Raw genomic sequence first — 18,912 nt, forward strand, 5'->3', positions numbered from 1 at the left:
AAGCAAAAAATAGGATGGCACCATGTCTGATATGATGCACCAAGATGTAGATCCTCAAGAAACTAAAGAGTGGATTGATGCGCTTGAGTCGGTTTTAGAAGAGGAAGGCGTAGAACGCGCCCACTATTTACTCGAAAAACTTATTGATAAAGCTCGTCGCAGCGGAGCGCATCTACCGTATGACGCAACTACTGCCTACATCAATACTATCCCAGCAGCGCAAGAGCCAAAAATGCCTGGTGACTTGACCATCGAAGCGCGCATCCGTGCGGCGATTCGTTGGAACGCATTGATGATTGTATTGCGTGCATCTAAGAAAGACCTAGAGCTTGGTGGTCACATTGGTAGCTTCGCATCATCGGCTATGCTTTACGATGTTGGCTTTAACCACTTCTTCAAAGCGCCTAACGAAAATCAAGGCGGCGACTTTATTTTCGCCCAGGGCCATATTTCTCCAGGTATTTATGCGCGCTCATATATGGAAGGCAACTTAACTGAAGAACAGTTAAACAACTTCCGTCAAGAGTGTGCTGGCGATGGTCTGTCGTCTTACCCACACCCTCACTTGATGAAAGACTACTGGCAGTTCCCAACCGTATCTATGGGTCTTGGTCCACTTCAAGCTATCTACACAGCGCGCTTCCTTAAGTACCTAACTAACCGTGGTATTAAAGACTGTTCAGGTCAGCGTGTTTACTGCTACATGGGTGACGGTGAGTGTGATGAGCCAGAGAGCTTGGGTGCAATTGGTCTTGCTTCTCGTGAAGGCCTAGACAACCTAACGTTTGTTATCAACTGTAACCTTCAGCGTCTAGACGGCCCGGTACGTGGTAACGGCAAAATTATCCAAGAACTTGAAGGTACGTTCCGCGGCGCTGGCTGGGAAGTAGTGAAAGTTATTTGGGGTAGCTACTGGGATGAGCTATTAGCTCGTGATAAATCTGGCAAGCTAATTCAGCTTATGGGTGAAACAGTAGACGGTGAATACCAGAACTGTAAAGCCAAAGGCGGCAAGTACACCCGTGAAAACTTCTTCAACAAGTATCCTGAAACAGCGGCACTTGTTGCGAACATGTCTGACGACGACATCTGGCGCTTGAACCGTGGTGGTCACGATCCAGTTAAAGTATTCGCGGCTTACCAAAAAGCCATTGATACGAAAGGTCGTCCAACGGTAATCCTTGCTAAAACGGTTAAAGGTTTCGGTCTAGGTGCATCAGGCGAAGCACAAAACGTAGCGCACAACGTTAAGAAAATGGACGTTGATTCAATCAAAGCGTTCCGCGATCGTTTCAATATTCCTGTAGCAGACGAGAAAATTGCTGACCTGCCATACTTCAAGTTCGACGAAGACAGCGAAGAAATGAAGTACCTTCGCGAGCGTCGTGAAGCTCTAGGCGGTTACTTGCCTTCTCGCCGTGAACAGGCTGAAGAACAGCTTGAAATTCCTGAGCTAAGTGCATTCGACGCCATCTTAAAAGGTTCAGGTGACCGTCAAGTATCGTCAACCATGACGTTTGTACGTGTACTTAACGCGCTATTGAAAGATAAGAAAATTGGTAAGCGTATTGTGCCAATTATTCCTGATGAAGCCCGTACATTCGGTATGGAAGGCTTATTCCGTCAGGTAGGTATTTACGCTAATGAAGGCCAGAAATACGTACCTCAAGATGCCGACCAAGTCGCTTACTATCGCGAAGATAAGAAAGGTCAGGTATTACAAGAAGGTATTAACGAGCTAGGTGCAATGGCATCGTGGGTTGCGTCGGGTACGTCTTACTCAACGTGTAACGCTACCACTATTCCGTTCTACATCTACTACTCGATGTTTGGTTTCCAACGTGTTGGTGACTTGGCGTGGGCAGCAGGCGATAGCCAAGCACGTGGTTTCCTTTTAGGCGCAACTGCGGGTAGAACCACACTTAACGGTGAAGGTCTACAGCACCAAGACGGCCACTCACATGTGCAAGCGAACCTAATTCCTAACTGTATTACTTACGACCCAACGTATGGCTACGAAGTCGCAGTTATCGTTCAAGACGGTCTACGTCGCATGTACGGTAATAACGAGAATATTTTCTATTACCTAACATTGATGAACGAAAACTATCAACACCCAGAAATGCCTGAAGGCGATGATATTGCTGAGCAAATCATCAAAGGCATTTACAAGCTAGAGCGCGTTGAAAATGACAAGTCTAAGCTGAATGTTCAGTTGATGGGCTCAGGCACTATCTTGAACGAAGTACGTAAAGCGGCACAGATTCTTTGTGACGACTACAACGTATCTTCTGACGTTTACTCAGTGACCTCGTTCAACGAGCTAGCGCGTGAAGGTCAAGACGTAGCACGCTGGAACATGCTAAACCCAGAAGCTGAGCAAAAAGTACCTTACATTGGTCAGGTAATTACGAAAGACGCAGGTCCTGCGATTTCTGCCACTGACTATGTGAAGAACTACTCAGACCAAGTACGTGCGTTCATCGAAACTGAATACCGTTGCCTAGGTACAGACGGTTTCGGTCGAAGCGATAGCCGTGAAAACTTGCGTACTCACTTTGAAGTTAATGCGTCATACATTGTGGTGGCATCACTTTACGAATTGGCTCAGCGCGGTGACGTTGAGAAGAAAGTGGTAGCAGAAGCCATTAAGCGTTTTGAAATTAACGCTGAAAAACTTAACCCACTTTACGCGTAAGCCAGATAAGGTATTTTACATATGTCAGATATTCAAAAGATTATCGTACCCGACGTAGGCGGTGACGAAGTTGAAGTTATCGAGCTATGTGTTGCCGTAGGCGACAACATTGAGGCTGATGAAGGCGTTGTTACTGTTGAAAGTGACAAGGCGTCAATGGACATCCCAGCACCGTTTGAAGGTGAGATTGTTAGCCTGTCTGTATCAGTAGGCGATAAAATCAAAGAAGGCGATGTGATTGGTGAAATGAAAGTTGCCAATGGTGACAGTGCCGATGAAGGCGCGTCTGAAGAAAACGCTTCAGATGAATCTTCTAAAGAAGATGCACCTAAGCAAGAAGCACCAAAAGACGAAAGCAAGTCAGAAGCAGCGCCAGCTGCGTCTGGCAGCAGCGAAGTGATTGAAGTTGCAGTTCCGGATATCGGTTCTGACGACGAAGTAGACGTAATCGACGTATTGGTCTCAGTGGGCGACACCATCGAAAAAGAAGATGGGCTAATTACTCTTGAAACCGATAAAGCAACCATGGATGTTCCTTCAACACACGCAGGTACGGTGAAAGAAGTATTCATCAGTACTGGTGATAAAGTGAAAGAAGGCACAGTTGTTATTAAGCTTGAAGTAGCGGGTTCAGGCTCGTCTTCAAGTGAATCGGCGTCTAGCGATGCTTCTTCTGAAGCATCTGCACCGGCTGCGCAGGAAAGTTCAAAGCAAGAATCAGCGCCAGCGGCGTCTGCCGGTAGCGAGACTATCGAAGTTGCTGTACCAGACATTGGTGAAGACGGTGAAGTTGACGTTATCGATGTACTTGTATCGGTTGGCGACACCGTTGAAAAAGAAGACGGTCTTATCACGCTAGAAACTGATAAAGCGACCATGGATGTGCCTTCAACACATGCAGGTACGATCAAAGAAGTCTTTATCAAAGCGGGCGACAAAGTTAAGCAAGGCACCTTGGTTGTTAAGCTTGAGACCAGCGGTGGTTCGTCTTCAAGTGCAGCTGAAAAGCCTGCTGAAGCGCCTAAGCAAGAAGAGACTCAACAAGCGTCACAGCAGGAAGCCTCGCAAGGTCGCTCTCCTGTGCCTCCAGCGCCAGAAGCCAAGAATACAGGTAAAGCACATGCTTCTCCTTCGGTTCGCCGTATTGCTCGTGAGTTTGGTGTAGACCTTACTCAAGTTAACGGCTCTGGTCCTAAAAACCGTATCTTGAAAGAAGACGTTCAAGCCTATGTGAAAGCTGAGCTTGCGAAACCTCGCACAGCAGCAGCTTCAGGCAGTGCGCCTGTGGGCGACAACGTACTTCAAATCGTTCCGGTTAAGCCTGTTGATCACAGCAAGTTTGGCGAGATTGAAGAACAAAAGCTTTCTCGAATTCAAAAGATCTCTGGACCGTTCTTACACCGTAACTGGGCGACTATCCCGCACGTTACGCAGTTCGACGAAGCAGATATCACTGAAGTTGAAGAATTCCGTAAAGAGCAAAACGCTCACCACGCGAAAATTAAGTCTGGTCTTAAGATCACACCACTAGTATTCGTTATGAAAGCGGTAGCGAAAGCGCTTGAGAAATACGAAGTATTCAACTCATCACTGTCTGACGACGGCGAGAGCTTAATCATTAAGAAGTTTATCAACATTGGTATTGCGGTTGAAACACCGGGAGGCCTTGTTGTGCCTGTTATTCGTGACGTGAATAAGAAAGGTATTGAGCAGCTGTCTCAAGAGCTTATTGAAACATCTAAGAAAGCCCGTGAAGGCAAGCTTAAAGCGGCTGACATGCAGGGTGGAACGTTCACTATCTCTAGTCTAGGTGGTATTGGTGGCACGGCGTTTACGCCTATTGTAAATGCACCAGAAGTCGCCATATTAGGTGTGTCTAAGTCTGAGATGAAGCCTAAGTGGAATGGTAAAGAGTTTGAGCCGCGCTTAATGGTGCCGCTAAGCCTGTCATACGACCACCGAGTCATCGATGGTGCGGTAGGTGCAAGATTCTCTACTGAGGTTGCTGCAAACCTAACTGACTTACGCAGAATCATACTTTAAATAAAAGGTCGAAAAAGTTTACAATATCAGTAACATTTTCGACGATTTTATAAGCCCATTTGGTGGCATTTAGGTTATGCTATTACACAAAAGTAATAGCATGACCCTACAAGAACAGGATTGAGGTTCACAATGAGCGAAATTAAAACGCAATTGGTGGTACTGGGCGGCGGCCCTGGCGGTTATTCAGCAGCATTCCGTGCGGCTGACTTAGGTATTGAAACAGTTATCGTAGACTCACGCGACACGCTTGGTGGTGTTTGTCTTAACGTTGGCTGTATCCCTTCAAAAGCCCTTCTTCACGTTGCTAAAGTGATGAAAGAAGCGAAGCACCTTGCTAGTCACGGTGTATCGTTTGGCGAGCCTACCATCGATTTAGATAAAATCCGCGAATACAAAGACGGCGTTGTTAAGCAATTGACAAATGGCCTTAGCGGTATGTCTAAAATGCGTAAAACCAAGCATGTACAAGGCTTCGGTAAATTTACAGGCGCAAACACCCTAGAAGTAAAAAATGGTGACGACGTTACTACTATTACTTTCGAAAAAGCGATTATCGCTGCGGGTTCTGAGCCAGTAAGCCTACCGTTCATCCCAGAAGATGATCGTGTAATCGACTCAACTGGCGCACTGGAAATGAAAGACATTCCAGAGAAAATGCTAGTACTAGGCGGTGGTATCATCGGTCTAGAAATGGGTACTGTGTACGAAGCACTTGGCTCGAACATTGATGTAGTTGAATTCTTAGATCAGCTAATTCCAGCCGCTGACAAAGACATCATGAAAGTGTTCATGAAAGACTACAAAGACAAGTTTAACATCATGCTTGAAACCAAAGTGACTGCGGTTGAAGCAAAAGACGATGGCTTGTACGTAACATTTGAAGGTAAGAACGCACCTGCTGAGCCAGTGCGCTACGACAAAGTACTTGTTGCTGTTGGTCGTAAGCCAAACGGTAAGCTAGTTGGCGCAGATGCAGCTGGCGTAAACGTTGACGAGCGTGGCTTCATCAACGTTGATAAGCAAATGCGTACTAACGTTGACCACATCTTCGCAATCGGTGACCTTGTAGGTCAGCCAATGCTTGCGCACAAAGCGGTTCACGAAGGTCACGTTGCTGCAGAAGTTATTGCTGGACAGAAGCATTACTTCGACCCACGTGCTATTCCTTCAGTAGCGTACACTGAGCCAGAAGTTGCTTGGGTTGGTCTAACTGAAAAAGAAGCGAAAGAGCAGGGCGTAAGCTATGAAACAGCAACGTTCCCATGGGCTGCTTCAGGCCGTGCAATTGCATCTGATGCAACTAACGGTATGACTAAGATGATTTTCGAAAAAGAAACGGGCCGCGTAATCGGTGGTGCTATGGTAGGTACCAACGCGGGCGAAATGCTTGGCGAAATCGGCCTAGCTATTGAGATGGGTGCTGACGCTGAAGACGTAGCATTGACTATCCACGCTCACCCAACGCTTAACGAATCAATTGGTCTTGCGTCTGAAATCTTCGAAGGAAGTATTACTGACCTGCCAAACCCGAAAGCAAAGAAAAAGAAGTAAATTAGCTTCTTTGTTCGAACTACGAAAAAACCGCTCTTTGAGCGGTTTTTTTATTAGGGCTTTGAATGATTTAGAACCACTTTACCTGCGATAGCACAACGCAATGACGAACATGTTAAGTCTCGCCGAGTGTGTAGTTATCTAAGCAGGCTAGTGTTAAGCTGTTTCTTTTCCAACCGCTACGGTGTCGCGTTCTTCGTCCATTTCATCGTTGCTGGGCGTTTTCAAATGCGCTGGCGTGAATTCTTCACAGTCCATATTGCGCTGGTCCATAAAGCGCTTAACCGTTTCGGCGCAATAGGCTTTTCTACAGCATTGAGAGAGCAGCATTTCATGACGTTGTACACGTTCGCGAATAAATCTAACTACGAGTCCTCTAAGCCACTGTAAGCCCGCGTCTTGATCCTGACGTTTGTGCCACATCACAGACAGCGGAGAGCTGACAATTTCTATTGGCGTTTCAAATACTGCCAATTCGCCTGAGAAAATCTCTTTTTCCATTACCAAAGACGGTGCTACACAAATAAGGTTGCTCTCTTTTAGTAACGGTGTAGCGTTATAAAACTGGTTTACTGACATTGCCACGCGGCGTTTAAGGCCTAAATTCGCTAGTACCTGATCTGTAGGGCCAGTCACATCGCCTGTAACAGAAACCAGAAGATGATCAGCCGCGACAAAGTCTTCTAAGGTCAATTGAGATTTTGCTAATGGATGATCGGGGCGCATTACCACAACCCAGCTTGGGTCGAGAACATGTTCGGCACGAATAACAGAGCCAGGCTCCTGATATTTAGAGAAAGTGAGCTCTGCTTCAGCATCTTTGAGTATTTTATCGGTTTCCATGTCGTAATTAGGAATGGCATGGATGTTAATACCAGGCGCTTCATTCTCAATAACTTTGCGTAGCGGCCCCCACACCATAGAAACGATGCTGTCAGTTGCAGCTATACGAAAAGTACGCTTAGCCGTTGCAGGGTTAAAGTCAGTTGGGTTAACGGCGACTTCGAGCTCGCCTAAAGGGCCCTGAATCTGACTCCATAAATTTTTAGCAAATGAGGTAGGTTGAATACCGCGGCCGTCTTTAACGAACAGTTCATCTTTCCAAGCTGTGCGCATACGAGAAAGTGCGTTAGATACCGCAGGTTGCGTCATCGACAGCCTGTCAGCTGCGCGGGTAATTGCACCCTCGGTCATGATGGCATCAAAAATCATCAATAAATTTAAATCATGTGGACGCATGGTTGTCTCCGGTGTCTATTGCGGACAATCTACTTTCATCTATTGAACAATGAAAAAAGCTGCCGTTTACTTCGTTTTTGGCTATGTAATTTAACTGACATAGTTTAGTTATAGGTTATAGCTAAAAGCATTTATTTTCCAAATGAATGCGACGAGCGACACTGGTACACTGTATCGCTGTAACCGTTGATTTCCCTAAGCTCTCGCTTTTTATACGGTTATTCTCATTTTCTCTGCGAAACCACTCTTCTAAATCTTTAAAAGCGGTTGTCTCTGTCAGCCCGATCTTCAATATATAACATCATGTGATGTGTTGCATATAAAAAGATAATTATTTTTATTGTTGGTGGCGATGCATAATGCACAGCATCAAACTTTAGTTTAATTTTTAAGAGAATCTTGCAATGAAAACTTTTACCCGTTTATTGGCAATAGTAAGCCTAACTGCGCTTGTCGCTGCATGCGGTGGTGACGAGCAGGATCCAAGTCAATCAATGAGCGCTGGCGCAAATGCTGGTGTTCCTGTTGATGTGGCAACGGTAGTGTCTCAGCGTTTAACCGAGTGGGATAATTTTACAGGTCGTTTAGAGTCTCCGCAAATTGTTGCGCTTCGCCCTCGCGTGTCGGGCTATATTGACTTTGTTGCATTTGACGAAGGCGAATATGTCGAACAAGGACAAACCCTATTCTTAATTGATAACCGCACGTTTAAAGCAGAAGTTGATCGATTGACTGCACAGCTTGAAGAAGCCAAAAGTCGCGTTCAGTTGGCTGAGCAAAACTATAGCCGTGCTTTTAAACTTCGTAAAACCCAGGCGGTTTCTGAAGAAGTTCTTGATGCCCGTTTAGCTGAGAAAAACCAAGCGCTTGCGAGCTTAAACCAAACGCAAGCCGCACTTGAAGTAGCGCGCCTAAATCGAGGCTTTGCTCGTGTTGAAGCACCTATTTCTGGACGTATTTCTCGCGCAAACATCACTGAAGGTAACTTTGTTACCGCAGGACAAACAGAGTTGACTCGCATCGTATCAACCGACCGTTTATATGCGTATTTCGATATTGATGAGCAGACCTACCTAAACTATCTAACCGATAAATCAGCGGCTTCAACAGCAGTGAGCGAGCAGCCAGTAGCGATGCGCCTTGCTAACGAGTCTGATTATAACCACTGGGGTCAAATTGATTTCATCGACAACCAGGTTAACGGTAGCACCGGCACACTTCGCGTTCGCGCCGTATTTAATAACGAAGAAGGTCGTTTAATTCCGGGATTATTTGCACACTTAAAATTGGCAGGTGACACCGATGAACAGGGCATTCTTATTAAAGAAAAAGCTATCGGCACAGATCTTAATAATAAGTTTGTACTGGTTGTAAACGACGAAAGTAAAGTGGAATACCGTGCGGTTAAGCTAGGCGACAAAGTGGGCAGCATGCGCATCATCACAAGCGGCTTGAATGTAAACGACACCATTGTGGTTGATGGCTTACAGCGCGTTCGCCCTGGTGCCCAAGTTGCCGCTAACGAAGTGCCTATGGGTGATGAAGATGCTTTGGCAAACTTATCTAGCTGGCAGTCACGTGTTGATAATGCAACACAAGTAACCCAAAACATGGCGCAGTATGAGGATGTTTTATCTGGTGGTTCATTTGCCACAGGTACAGCAACAGCAGGTCTTAAGTAATGAACATTTCGCAGTTTTTCATTAGCCGCCCGATTTTTGCGGGCGTGCTTTCCCTACTTATTTTTATAGGTGGTGCAATTGCTGTCTGGCAACTACCTATCACTGAATACCCAGAAGTAGTGCCGCCTACCGTGGTGGTAACTGCGAATTATCCCGGTGCAAACCCAGAAGTTATCGCCGAAACAGTTGCAACGCCGCTAGAGCAAGAAATTAACGGTGTTGAAAACATGCTGTATATGTCATCACAGGCAACCAGTGATGGCCGTATGACACTAACAATTACGTTTGCCATTGGTACGGATCCAGATGAAGCCACAACGCTGGTACAAAACCGTGTAAATCGCGCGACACCGCGTTTACCTCAAGAAGTACAGCGTTTAGGTGTGGTAACTGAAAAATCGTCACCAGATTTAACCATGGTAGTGCACCTGACGTCGCCTGATAATCGTTATGACATGCTTTATCTTTCAAACTATGCTGATCAGTTTGTTAAAGACGAGCTAGCGCGAATCAATGGCGTTGGGCAAGTGCGTCTGTTCGGTGCTGGTGAATTCAGCATGCGAGTATGGTTAGACCCTAACAAACTGGCTGCGCTCCAGTTAAACCCTGGCGATGTGGCAGCCGCTATTGCCGACCAAAACCAGCAAGCGGCGGCAGGTAGCCTAGGCGCACAGCCTACGGGTACCAGCGAATTTCAGCTGCTTATCAATGTGCGCGGCCGTTTAAAAGATGAAGCCGAATTTGAAAATATTATTGTTAAGTCGGGTGAGAATGGTGAAATAACCCGTCTTAAAGACGTTGCGCGTATCGAACTAGGTTCAGAGTTTTATGCACTGCGTTCACTTATTAACAATAACCCTGCGGCAGCGGTGCCGGTTTTCCAAGCACCAGGCTCTAATGCAATCCAAATTTCAGATGACGTTCGCGCTCGTATGGCGGAACTGTCTAAGGCGTTCCCTGAAGGCCTTGAATACGAAATTGCCTACGACCCTACCGTATTTGTTCGCGGTTCGATTGAAGCGGTAATTAGTACACTTCTTGAAGCTGTATTGTTAGTTGTACTTGTTGTTGTACTGTTCTTACAAACATGGCGTGCGTCTATTATCCCACTCGTTGCAGTACCTATTTCACTTGTGGGAACGTTCGCCTTTATGCAGCTAATGGGCTTCTCGCTGAATGCACTGTCGCTGTTTGGTCTTGTGTTGGCAATCGGTATTGTAGTAGACGACGCTATCGTTGTTGTCGAAAACGTAGAGCGTAATATTTCTGAAGGCAAAGCGCCGTTTGAAGCCACCGTACAGGCAATGAAAGAAGTAACCGGTCCTATTATTGCCACAACCTTGGTACTTGCTGCGGTATTCGTACCTACTGCTTTCATGAGCGGTCTTACTGGGCAGTTCTATAAGCAGTTTGCGCTAACAATTACTATCTCTACGGTAATTTCTGCAATTAACTCGTTAACGCTTAGCCCTGCATTATCTTCATTGCTGTTAAAACCTCACGGTAAAGCGAATGACTGGTTAACCCGTTTAATGGATAAAGTGTTTGGCCGCTTTGTATTTTCACCGTTTAACCGTTTCTTTGACCGTAACTCAAAGCGCTACACTGGTGCTGTGGGTGGGCTTATCCGCAAGAGCAGTATCATCATGGTGCTTTACGCGGGTCTGTTAGGGCTCACTTACTTCCAGTTTGCCAATACACCAACAGGCTATGTTCCGCCGCAAGATAAGCAGTATTTGGTCGCCTTTGCTCAACTGCCTAATGCAGCAAGCTTAGACAGAACTGAAGAAGTGATCCGTGAAATGTCTCGTATTGCTATGGAACACCCTGGTGTTGAAGATGCAATTGCATTCCCTGGCTTGAATATTAACGGGTTTACCAATAGTCCAAGCTCAGGCGTGTTGTTTGCAACGCTGACTGACTTTGATAAAAGAACGACGCCTGATCTATCTGGTGGCGCTATTGCTGCACAGCTTAACCAGAACTTTGGGTCTATAAAAGGTGCCTTTGTGGCAATATTCCCGCCGCCACCAGTAATGGGGTTAGGCACGATTGGTGGTTTCCGTTTACAGGTCGAAGACAGAGGGAACCTAGGCTTTGAAGAACTTGAGCGCGTCACGCAAGAAGTGATTGGCAAAGCGTGGGCACACCCAGCGCTTACCGATGCATTTACCAGCTTCACTGTTGCTGTACCTCAGCTCGATGTGGATGTAGACCGTGAAAAAGCGGTAAGCCAAGGTGTAAACATCGATACCTTGTTTACCACCATGCAGGGCTACTTAGGTTCGTTATACGTGAACGACTTCAACTTGTTCGGTAGAACTTACCAAGTAAATGTACAAGCTGATGCCCAATACCGTCAGGATATTGAGAACATTACGCAGTTTAAAGTGCGTAATGCACAAGGTGAGATGATCCCGCTTGGCTCATTCTTGAACATTGAGCACAGTGCAGGCCCTGACCGTGTTATGCACTATAACGGATACGTCACCGCTGAAATAAACGGTGCAGCAGCGCCAGGCTATTCGTCCGACCAGGCGAAGGCAGCTATTGAAAAAATACTGGCTGAAACGTTACCACTTGGCATGACTTACGAGTGGACTGAGATCACCTATCAGCAAATATTAGCGGGTAATGCATCAGCGTTTGTATTTCCATTGGTAGTGCTTTTAGTGTTCTTGGTACTGGCCGCGCAATACGAAAGCCTGCGTTTGCCACTGGCAATCATATTGATTGTTCCCATGACCTTGCTGAGCGCGCTTATTGGTGTGCAAGTTTATGGCGGCGACAACAATATTTTTACCCAAATAGGTTTGATTGTACTGGTTGGCCTTGCAACGAAGAACGCCATTCTTATTGTCGAGTTTGCAAAAGAGCTACAAGACAAGGGGATGGACGCGCTTTCAGCCATTAAAGAAGCAAGTCGCTTACGTCTTCGTCCAATACTAATGACGTCCATTGCTTTCATCATGGGTGTACTGCCAATGGCGGTATCAACCGGTGCCGGCTCTGAAATGCGTCAGGCCATGGGTGTGGCAGTATTCTCAGGAATGATTGGTGTTACCGTATTTGGACTTATCTTAACTCCGGTATTTTATTACCTGATACAGCGTAAAGGTTAACTCTCCCGTCTACCCAAGCGTTGCCCTCTTAAGGGGCTCTTTAGGCCACTCATTTGAGTGGCCTTTTTTTGCCACCATTGGTCAGCTTTTATCTCGTTTTGTGAAACCGAAAAGCTTATATTCGCTTGTATCCTGTTGAAAACAGAAAGAATGGAGATTCGAATGAAAATAGGTGCGGCGATAGTAATGGCGATGGGCATGGTGGTTGCCGTGTCTTTGCTTGGTGTTCAGGTATCTTCTGCCATGAACGATATGCAAACATGGGATAGAGTAGTAACCGTAAAAGGATTGTCAGAGCGAGAATACATTGCTGATCAGGTTATTTGGCCTATTCAATTTGTCGACGCGGGCAATGACTTACCTCAACTGTATGAACATATTGAAAAGAATAGCCTTCAGGTGGCTAGCTTTTTAGAAGAGAAGGGCATTTCAGCAGAAAGCATTACTATTGGAAAGCCTGAAATAAATGACAAATTGGCGCAACAATACGGAAGTAGTGAAAAAGCGCCATTTCGCTACAGTGCCATTCAAACCGTTACTGTCTTTTCCAATGATGTTGAAAAGGTGCGAGCGCTTATGCAGCAAATTGGGGAGTTAATTAAAACTGGTATTGTATTATCAGACCAAAGCTACCGCGCTCAGCCCGACTATGTATTTACCCGCTTAAACGAAGTAAAGCCGGAAATGATTGAAGAAGCTACGCTCAATGCGAGAGAGGTTGCGGAAAAATTTGCCAAAGATTCAAAAAGTACGTTGGGCAAAATTAAGCGCGCTAACCAAGGGCAGTTCAGTATTTCTAGTCGCGATAGTCATCATCCACATATAAAGAAAGTGCGCGTGGTTTCTACTGTCGAATACACACTTATCGACTAGCGCATCAGGCTTTCGAACATGGTATAGCAGTCAACAGGCCGTATTTCGTGCTATGCTTTGTCATATCGAAAAGGCCTGCGAGTCGAATTGCTTAATATTAAAAGCAGCGTGGCTTAGAAGATTGGAATGCCTTACTGCTAATGTCTAGTGGCTAGATGTTGGAGTATGCGTTTTAATTTATATTGATAAAGCTAAAGCGTGGCCACTGTTGCTTGCTTGAAAATGCAGCCCAAGTGGTATTCGTTTCACCTTTTGAAGGTTATGCCACTGACATGACGGAACAAAAATCACAATCCCAACAGCTGGAGTTTTTTGAAATTCCAAGCCCATGCATTGGTGTGTGTGAGTCAGGTCCAAGGGGTTTCTGTAAAGGGTGCTATCGAAGTCGCGACGAGCGCCTGTACTGGCTTAAGGTTGATGATGCAACTAAACGTAAAATAATCAGCGCCTGTGCTCGGCGCAAAAAAGCGGTGCTGACGCGCGCTCGCAAGCAACAGCAAAAAGAGCTGGGGGAATCAATTGGGCAGTTCACGCTGTTTGATGATCCGCCAAGTTCAGAATAAGCGGCCTTGAGTTTGTAAAGAGTAGACTGAGAGTTTCTAGATGTCGTTAGATAAGTATGTTTCGTATGCCGCGAAATCATTTACGTTACCGGATATATGCGTGCGCCTGCGTTCAACATTAGACGATCCCCGTTCCAGCGCCGAGGATATTGGCGAGCTTATAAGTGCTGATCCTTCTCTTACAGCGAAGGTACTAAGGCTGGCGAATAGCTCGCTGTTTCGGTTTCCTTCTCAAGTAGAATCTGTTGCCAAAGCAATTAGTGTGATTGGAGGCGAAGCCCTGTATAACTTGGTAATTGCAGAAACAGCCAGCACAGCATTTAAACGCTTTGATACTAAGTTAATAAATTTAGGCAAACATTGGTATGCATCAGTGTATTGCGGCATGGTGGCCAAAAGTCTTGCGATGAGACTTAACGTGCGCGGAGCAGAACGCTTCTTTGTAATGGGTATATTGCAAAACTTAAGTGAGCTGGTCGTGGCCAAGAAAGAAACTAAACGCTACCAGTCATACCTGAATGCTGAGACGAACGCGTTGCCTCACGTTAACCAGTTGGAGCATTTCGGTTTTACGTTTGCTCAATGCAGCGGTATCATACTAGAAAATTGGTGCTTACCTATTGGGTTGTACTATCCGGTAACGTTCATGAATGATGAAGCTAAACATAAATCTGATGTAGATATCTGCGTCCTGTGTTTAGCAAATCGAATTACGGTAAGTCAGTTAAATAAAGAAAGTTACGCTGACATTGAACTTTTTACCCCTGAGATAGCCAATACAGTAAGTCTCAACATGGAAGTGATAAGCAATTCAATTGAATACGCCGAACAAGAAACGGCAAAAATTGTGTCGCTTATTCACTGAGCTTTCGGTGCAACAACTCCGTTACTTTACTGATAATTAGCAAAATGTAGTAAAGCTCATCCAGAGGATTGGTATAACAAGCGTCGTACTAAGACGTAATCTAAAAACTATAAAGCTCAACGTAAATCAGATTATGTTCAAAAAAATCTTCCGGCCAAGCATTGTTGTTGGCATTGTTTGTTGCTGCGTGTGTGTGCACGCAAGCGCGAGGGATCTTATACAAACCCTCTATCACGCAGACTTCACGCCCGACACCGATGACGAAATTCCTCGTTTTACGCTAGACGGTGAACTAGGTGTACTTGTTAACACTGGGAATACCTCTGCTGCCAGTGTGAAAGCTGCGGTCAATGCGGACCATGAAACCGAAAATTGGAGCAGTATCTACTTCGCCGAGTTGCTCTATAAAGAAAGTGGCACGCCAACAACAGAGCGAGACATCAGCGCCCAACGCTTTTTCACCAGCGCGCAGTTCGACTATAAACTCATGAATCCTGGTCGCCGTCTTTTTATGTACGGTGATTACGAAGACGATCAATTTACCGGATACGATCACCGTGCTTCGCTTGCAGCGGGCTGGTCTCAGCGCCTTTGGCGCAGTGAAGACAGTGAGTTTCGCTATAGCATTGGTCCTGGCTATAGCTTTATTGAAGCTGAGGAAGATAATGAAAGCGTGGTTAACGATGGCATCATTGTAAGAGCGTCCGCCGAATACAAGTACCACTGGAGTTCAGGTGCTAAGCTAAGGCAGTTTGTTAGCACTGAGGCGGGTGAAGAAAATATGAAATCGCGGTCAGAAACTTCGCTTTCAGCCAACGTATTCGGTTCACTGGCGATGAAGTTATCCTTCATACTAAACCATGAAACAGACACCGCCGAAGATGTTGCAGCCTTAAGTACAGAGACCTCTGTGGCGCTGGTCTATCAGTTTTTTTAGTCAATTAGTGTAAATTAACGGGTTATCTTTGGCTTTTTACCGTGTTCGCATTGACTGAGAGCTTTGAAAATGTACACTGCGCACCATTGTTTGTAGTGCTTGCCGCCTCGCGGCACTGTCTAGCAGATCTCTTTAAAAACTCGTGTTGTACCGCCTTGCAGTTCAAAAGGTATCGAGTACAACGAATGGACCGATAATCAATAGGATTGTTCAATGAAAAAGCAAGTGCTTGCATCTTTAATTGCAATTTCTCTTTCTCCAGCCGCTTTTGCTCAAGACGATGAAGTTAAGCCTTTTACAATGGAAGGTGAGCTAGGTTTTATCTCAACAACTGGTAACACTGAAACCACGTCAATTACTGCAGGTATAGTAGCGCACCAAGAGCTAGAAAATTGGAGTAACGACTACGCCCTTGAAGGCCTTTATAAAAGAGAAACTACTCAAGACGCCTCTGGCGAAGAAGTAGAGCGTACTTCTGCGCAAAGTTTCTTCGGTTCTGCACAAGGTAACTATAAACTAGAAAATCCAGATAACCGCTTGTTCGGCTTTGCTTCGTACGAAGACAACCGTTTTAGCAACTTTAACTACCAGTCTACTGTTGCTGCGGGTTGGAACCAAAAAGTTCTTGAGAACAAGCGTCACACCCTTGAATACTCAATCGGTCCTGGTTACTCATTCATCGAAACTCAGGATGGTGAAAACCTAGATAGCATGATTGTTCGTGCGTCATCAGCTTATTCTTGGAAAATTTCTGATACCGCCAAATTTACGCAAACAGTAAGTACCGAAGTGGGTTCTGACAACACGAAATCACGTGCTGAGTCTGCACTTACAGCTACAATCAGCGGTAACCTTTCAATGCGTCTTTCTTTCAAGCTTGACCACAACACCAATGTTGAAGACGACGTTGAAAAACTAGACACAGAAACAGCAGTTAGCTTAGTTTACAACTTCTTCTAAGCCTACCTTAGTTGCTCAGCGCACCGAAGTAGGACTGGGCACTTCAACGCATTGAAGTAAAATCACAGGCATAAAAAAACGCTGCACATTGTGCAGCGTTTTTATTTAGTCTTAAAACAACTCTTCTTAGTGAAGAATACGTGTCTTAATTGTGCCATCAATTTGCTGAAGCTCTGCAAGTGCTTCATAACCACGGTCTTCTTTAACATCAACTACTACATAACCAATTTCTGCGTTAGTTTGTAGGTACTGGGCTTCGATGTTGATGCCTTTTTCTGCAAACGCTTGGTTAATCTGAGTAAGAATACCTGGCTGGTTTTTGTGTACGTGAAGTAGGCGTGAACGACCAGTATGCTCTGGCAGTGACACTTCAGGGAAGTTAACGGCTGACAGCGTTGAACCGTTGTCGCTGTACTTCGCGAGTTTACCCGCTACTTCAATACCAATATTTTCTTGCGCTTCTTGCGTGCTGCCGCCCACATGCGGGGTCAGAATGACATTATCGAACGCGCGAAGCGGCGACTCGAATTCTTCAGTATTAGATTTAGGCTCAACCGGGAATACATCAATAGCAGCGCCGTTTAGTTGGCCGCTTTCCAATGCCTTCGCAAGCGCATCGATATCTACCACAGTACCGCGAGACGCGTTAATCAAAATGCTGCCTTTCTTCATTTGAGACAGCTCTTTTTCACCAATCATATCTTGAGTTTGTGGTGTTTCAGGAACGTGAAGTGAAACAACGTCAGAGGTATTAAGCAGCTTTTCAAGCGATTTGACTTGGGCAGAATTACCTAGCACAAGCTTGTCTTCGATATCGAAAAACTGAACGCGCATACCTAGGTGTTCAGCAAGAATACTCAGCTGTGTGCCTATATGACCATAACCAATGATACCAAGTGTCTTACCACGGGCTTCATATGAGCCGACTGCCGTTTTTTCCCACTCACCGCGGTGAGCCTTGGCATTTTTACTCGGCACCTGGCGAAGTAAAAGGATAATTTGGCCAAGTACAAGTTCTGCAACCGAACGAGTGTTAGAAAATGGCGCGTTAAACACGGGAATGCCGCGGCGTTGGGTGGCTTCAAGATCAACTTGGTTGGTGCCAATACAGAAACAACCGATAGCCACAAGCTTTTGTGCTGCTTCAACTACCTTCTCTGTAATTTGAGTGCGCGAGCGAATACCAACAAAGTGGGCGTCTTTAATTTTCTCAATTAACTCGTCTTCAGGAAGAGAGGTCTTGAGAAATTCAATGTTGCTATACCCATTGCTTTTTAGTGTCTCCAAAGCACTTTGGTGAACACCTTCCAACAACAAAATTCGGATCTTATCCTTCTCTAATGAAACTTTGCTCATGAACTCGCTATCTCTCACTGATGTAATTTTGGTTTGCTTGCACCGCCAATCCAAGACTCTCAGAAACCTGCCAGTATGAAACACAAAGCTGTGTTTAACCTGCGCTGCAACGACATCGCTTTGCAACTCTGAAAGCCTTGCTTGGGCGTTATTGCTACCAAGCTTTTATAATCACGTTGATTGCTTTCGTTATTAAGGAATTGGCCTTAACTAACGTAAAAGTTGAGACGCTTAGTGAACTTCTTTTAAGGACATCTAGACGTCTAAACGGAAATTAACAGAAAACGCGTTAAGTTGAAAGTAGTATTTTGTATAGCTTTTCACCGCACTATACGTCTTACTCAGTTATCACTTAAAGGTTTCAACACCACTATCTGTAGCACTTAGCACTATGTCCGCGCCTCGTAGTGCGAAAATGCCGTTCGTTACCACGCCAGGAATATTATTTATTTTTTGTTCTAGCTCACGAGGATTCAGAATCTCAAGGTTGTGAACATCTAAAATAACGTTGCCGTTATCGGTGACAACACCTTGTCTATATTCAGGATCGCCACCAAGCTTTACTAGCTCTCGTGCTACGAAAGAACGAGCCATGGGAATAACTTCAACGGGAAGGGGGAACGAGCCCAACACAGGAACGCGCTTGCTTTCATCAACAATACACACAAACGTGGTCGCCGCACCGGCTACAATTTTCTCGCGAGTGAGTGCTGCGCCTCCGCCTTTAATCATATGCTTGTGTTCGGTCACTTCATCGGCACCGTCGATATAAACCGATAGGTTGCTGACTTCGTTTAACTCGAATACCTCAATGCCTAAGGCTTTTAAACGCTCGGTAGAGGCTTCTGAACTTGATACTGCACCTTCAATTTTGTGCCTAATTTTACCGAGTTCTTCAATAAAAAAATTTACGGTAGAACCTGTACCCACACCGACAATGCTGTCTGCTTCAACATATTCGATGGCTGCTTTGGCTACGGCTTGTTTTTTTGCGTTCTGATCCATGGTCATTCTCCGACT

13 protein-coding genes are annotated in these 18,912 nt (G+C 45.4%); 10 read left to right on the plus strand and 3 right to left on the minus strand.

Annotated elements, in window-relative coordinates; genetic code table 11:
- The first annotated feature begins 22 nt into the window (after nucleotides 1–22).
- The 3 genes from aceE to lpdA all read left to right on the plus strand — a co-directional run bounded on the left by aceE (nucleotide 23) and on the right by lpdA (nucleotide 6,295).
- On the plus strand, nucleotides 23–2,698 hold the full coding sequence (gene aceE, locus BZA03_RS06135; protein WP_039232184.1) for a pyruvate dehydrogenase (acetyl-transferring), homodimeric type: 2,676 nt from the start codon (nucleotides 23–25) through the stop codon (nucleotides 2,696–2,698).
- A 21-nt stretch (nucleotides 2,699–2,719) separates the two neighbouring features.
- Nucleotides 2,720–4,741 (plus strand): pyruvate dehydrogenase complex dihydrolipoyllysine-residue acetyltransferase, encoded by a 2,022-nt coding sequence (gene aceF, locus BZA03_RS06140; protein ID WP_110288250.1) that lies wholly within the window; start codon nucleotides 2,720–2,722, stop codon nucleotides 4,739–4,741.
- Nucleotides 4,742–4,873: 132 nt separating this feature from the next.
- A complete protein-coding gene (gene lpdA, locus BZA03_RS06145; protein WP_014950394.1) occupies nucleotides 4,874–6,295 on the plus strand; it encodes a dihydrolipoyl dehydrogenase in 1,422 nt (473 codons plus the stop codon).
- Nucleotides 6,296–6,451: 156 nt separating this feature from the next.
- Here lpdA and BZA03_RS06150 read toward each other — a convergent pair whose 3' ends face one another.
- On the minus strand, nucleotides 6,452–7,534 hold the full coding sequence (locus BZA03_RS06150) for a LysR family transcriptional regulator (protein ID WP_014950393.1): 1,083 nt from the start codon (nucleotides 7,532–7,534) through the stop codon (nucleotides 6,452–6,454).
- Between the two features lie 404 nt (nucleotides 7,535–7,938).
- Here BZA03_RS06150 and BZA03_RS06155 point away from each other — a divergent pair, with 404 nt between their 5' ends.
- From BZA03_RS06155 to BZA03_RS06185, 7 genes are all read left to right on the plus strand, one after another.
- Complete coding sequence (locus tag BZA03_RS06155) at nucleotides 7,939–9,216, plus strand: efflux RND transporter periplasmic adaptor subunit (RefSeq protein ID WP_014950392.1); 1,278 nt, start codon at nucleotides 7,939–7,941, stop codon at nucleotides 9,214–9,216.
- The gene (locus BZA03_RS06160) at nucleotides 9,216–12,338 is read left to right on the plus strand and encodes an efflux RND transporter permease subunit (protein WP_110288251.1); all 3,123 of its coding nucleotides are present in this window, start codon (nucleotides 9,216–9,218) and stop codon (nucleotides 12,336–12,338) included. The genes BZA03_RS06155 and BZA03_RS06160 overlap by 1 nt, the downstream gene beginning before the upstream one ends.
- Nucleotides 12,339–12,500: 162 nt before the next feature.
- Complete coding sequence (locus tag BZA03_RS06165) at nucleotides 12,501–13,211, plus strand: SIMPL domain-containing protein (protein WP_110288252.1); 711 nt, start codon at nucleotides 12,501–12,503, stop codon at nucleotides 13,209–13,211.
- A 272-nt stretch (nucleotides 13,212–13,483) separates the two neighbouring features.
- Complete coding sequence (locus BZA03_RS06170; protein WP_039228189.1) at nucleotides 13,484–13,774, plus strand: DUF1289 domain-containing protein; 291 nt, start codon at nucleotides 13,484–13,486, stop codon at nucleotides 13,772–13,774.
- Between the two features lie 40 nt (nucleotides 13,775–13,814).
- On the plus strand, nucleotides 13,815–14,639 hold the full coding sequence (locus BZA03_RS06175) for an HDOD domain-containing protein (protein WP_110288253.1): 825 nt from the start codon (nucleotides 13,815–13,817) through the stop codon (nucleotides 14,637–14,639).
- Nucleotides 14,640–14,772: 133 nt separating this feature from the next.
- Nucleotides 14,773–15,576 (plus strand): YdiY family protein, encoded by an 804-nt coding sequence (locus BZA03_RS06180; RefSeq protein ID WP_110288254.1) that lies wholly within the window; start codon nucleotides 14,773–14,775, stop codon nucleotides 15,574–15,576.
- A 213-nt stretch (nucleotides 15,577–15,789) separates the two neighbouring features.
- A complete protein-coding gene (locus tag BZA03_RS06185; RefSeq protein ID WP_039232199.1) occupies nucleotides 15,790–16,536 on the plus strand; it encodes a YdiY family protein in 747 nt (248 codons plus the stop codon).
- A 126-nt stretch (nucleotides 16,537–16,662) separates the two neighbouring features.
- Here the strand turns inward: BZA03_RS06185 and serA are convergent, their stop codons facing one another.
- On the minus strand, nucleotides 16,663–17,892 hold the full coding sequence (gene serA / locus BZA03_RS06190; protein WP_014980012.1) for a phosphoglycerate dehydrogenase: 1,230 nt from the start codon (nucleotides 17,890–17,892) through the stop codon (nucleotides 16,663–16,665).
- Nucleotides 17,893–18,240: 348 nt separating this feature from the next.
- Nucleotides 18,241–18,897 (minus strand): ribose-5-phosphate isomerase RpiA, encoded by a 657-nt coding sequence (rpiA, locus tag BZA03_RS06195; RefSeq protein ID WP_110288255.1) that lies wholly within the window; start codon nucleotides 18,895–18,897, stop codon nucleotides 18,241–18,243.
- Nucleotides 18,898–18,912 lie beyond the last annotated feature (15 nt).

This window comes from Alteromonas sp. I10 (assembly GCF_003201515.1).
In the GTDB taxonomy this organism is placed as follows: Bacteria; Pseudomonadota; Gammaproteobacteria; order Enterobacterales; family Alteromonadaceae; genus Alteromonas; species Alteromonas macleodii.

What these genes read in the sequence shown, in the direction of transcription:
- BZA03_RS06150 (WP_014950393.1), bottom strand. Translation starts at nt 7,534, where the DNA reads ATGCGTCCACATGATTTAAATTTATTGATGATTTTTGATGCCATCATG.
- BZA03_RS06155 (WP_014950392.1), top strand. Translation starts at nt 7,939, where the DNA reads ATGAAAACTTTTACCCGTTTATTGGCAATAGTAAGCCTAACTGCGCTT.
- BZA03_RS06180 (WP_110288254.1), top strand. Translation starts at nt 14,773, where the DNA reads ATGTTCAAAAAAATCTTCCGGCCAAGCATTGTTGTTGGCATTGTTTGT.
- lpdA (WP_014950394.1), top strand. Translation starts at nt 4,874, where the DNA reads ATGAGCGAAATTAAAACGCAATTGGTGGTACTGGGCGGCGGCCCTGGC.
- aceF (WP_110288250.1), top strand. Translation starts at nt 2,720, where the DNA reads ATGTCAGATATTCAAAAGATTATCGTACCCGACGTAGGCGGTGACGAA.
- BZA03_RS06170 (WP_039228189.1), top strand. Translation starts at nt 13,484, where the DNA reads ATGACGGAACAAAAATCACAATCCCAACAGCTGGAGTTTTTTGAAATT.
- BZA03_RS06165 (WP_110288252.1), top strand. Translation starts at nt 12,501, where the DNA reads ATGAAAATAGGTGCGGCGATAGTAATGGCGATGGGCATGGTGGTTGCC.
- BZA03_RS06175 (WP_110288253.1), top strand. Translation starts at nt 13,815, where the DNA reads ATGTCGTTAGATAAGTATGTTTCGTATGCCGCGAAATCATTTACGTTA.
- serA (WP_014980012.1), bottom strand. Translation starts at nt 17,892, where the DNA reads ATGAGCAAAGTTTCATTAGAGAAGGATAAGATCCGAATTTTGTTGTTG.
- rpiA (WP_110288255.1), bottom strand. Translation starts at nt 18,897, where the DNA reads ATGGATCAGAACGCAAAAAAACAAGCCGTAGCCAAAGCAGCCATCGAA.
- aceE (WP_039232184.1), top strand. Translation starts at nt 23, where the DNA reads ATGTCTGATATGATGCACCAAGATGTAGATCCTCAAGAAACTAAAGAG.
- BZA03_RS06160 (WP_110288251.1), top strand. Translation starts at nt 9,216, where the DNA reads ATGAACATTTCGCAGTTTTTCATTAGCCGCCCGATTTTTGCGGGCGTG.
- BZA03_RS06185 (WP_039232199.1), top strand. Translation starts at nt 15,790, where the DNA reads ATGAAAAAGCAAGTGCTTGCATCTTTAATTGCAATTTCTCTTTCTCCA.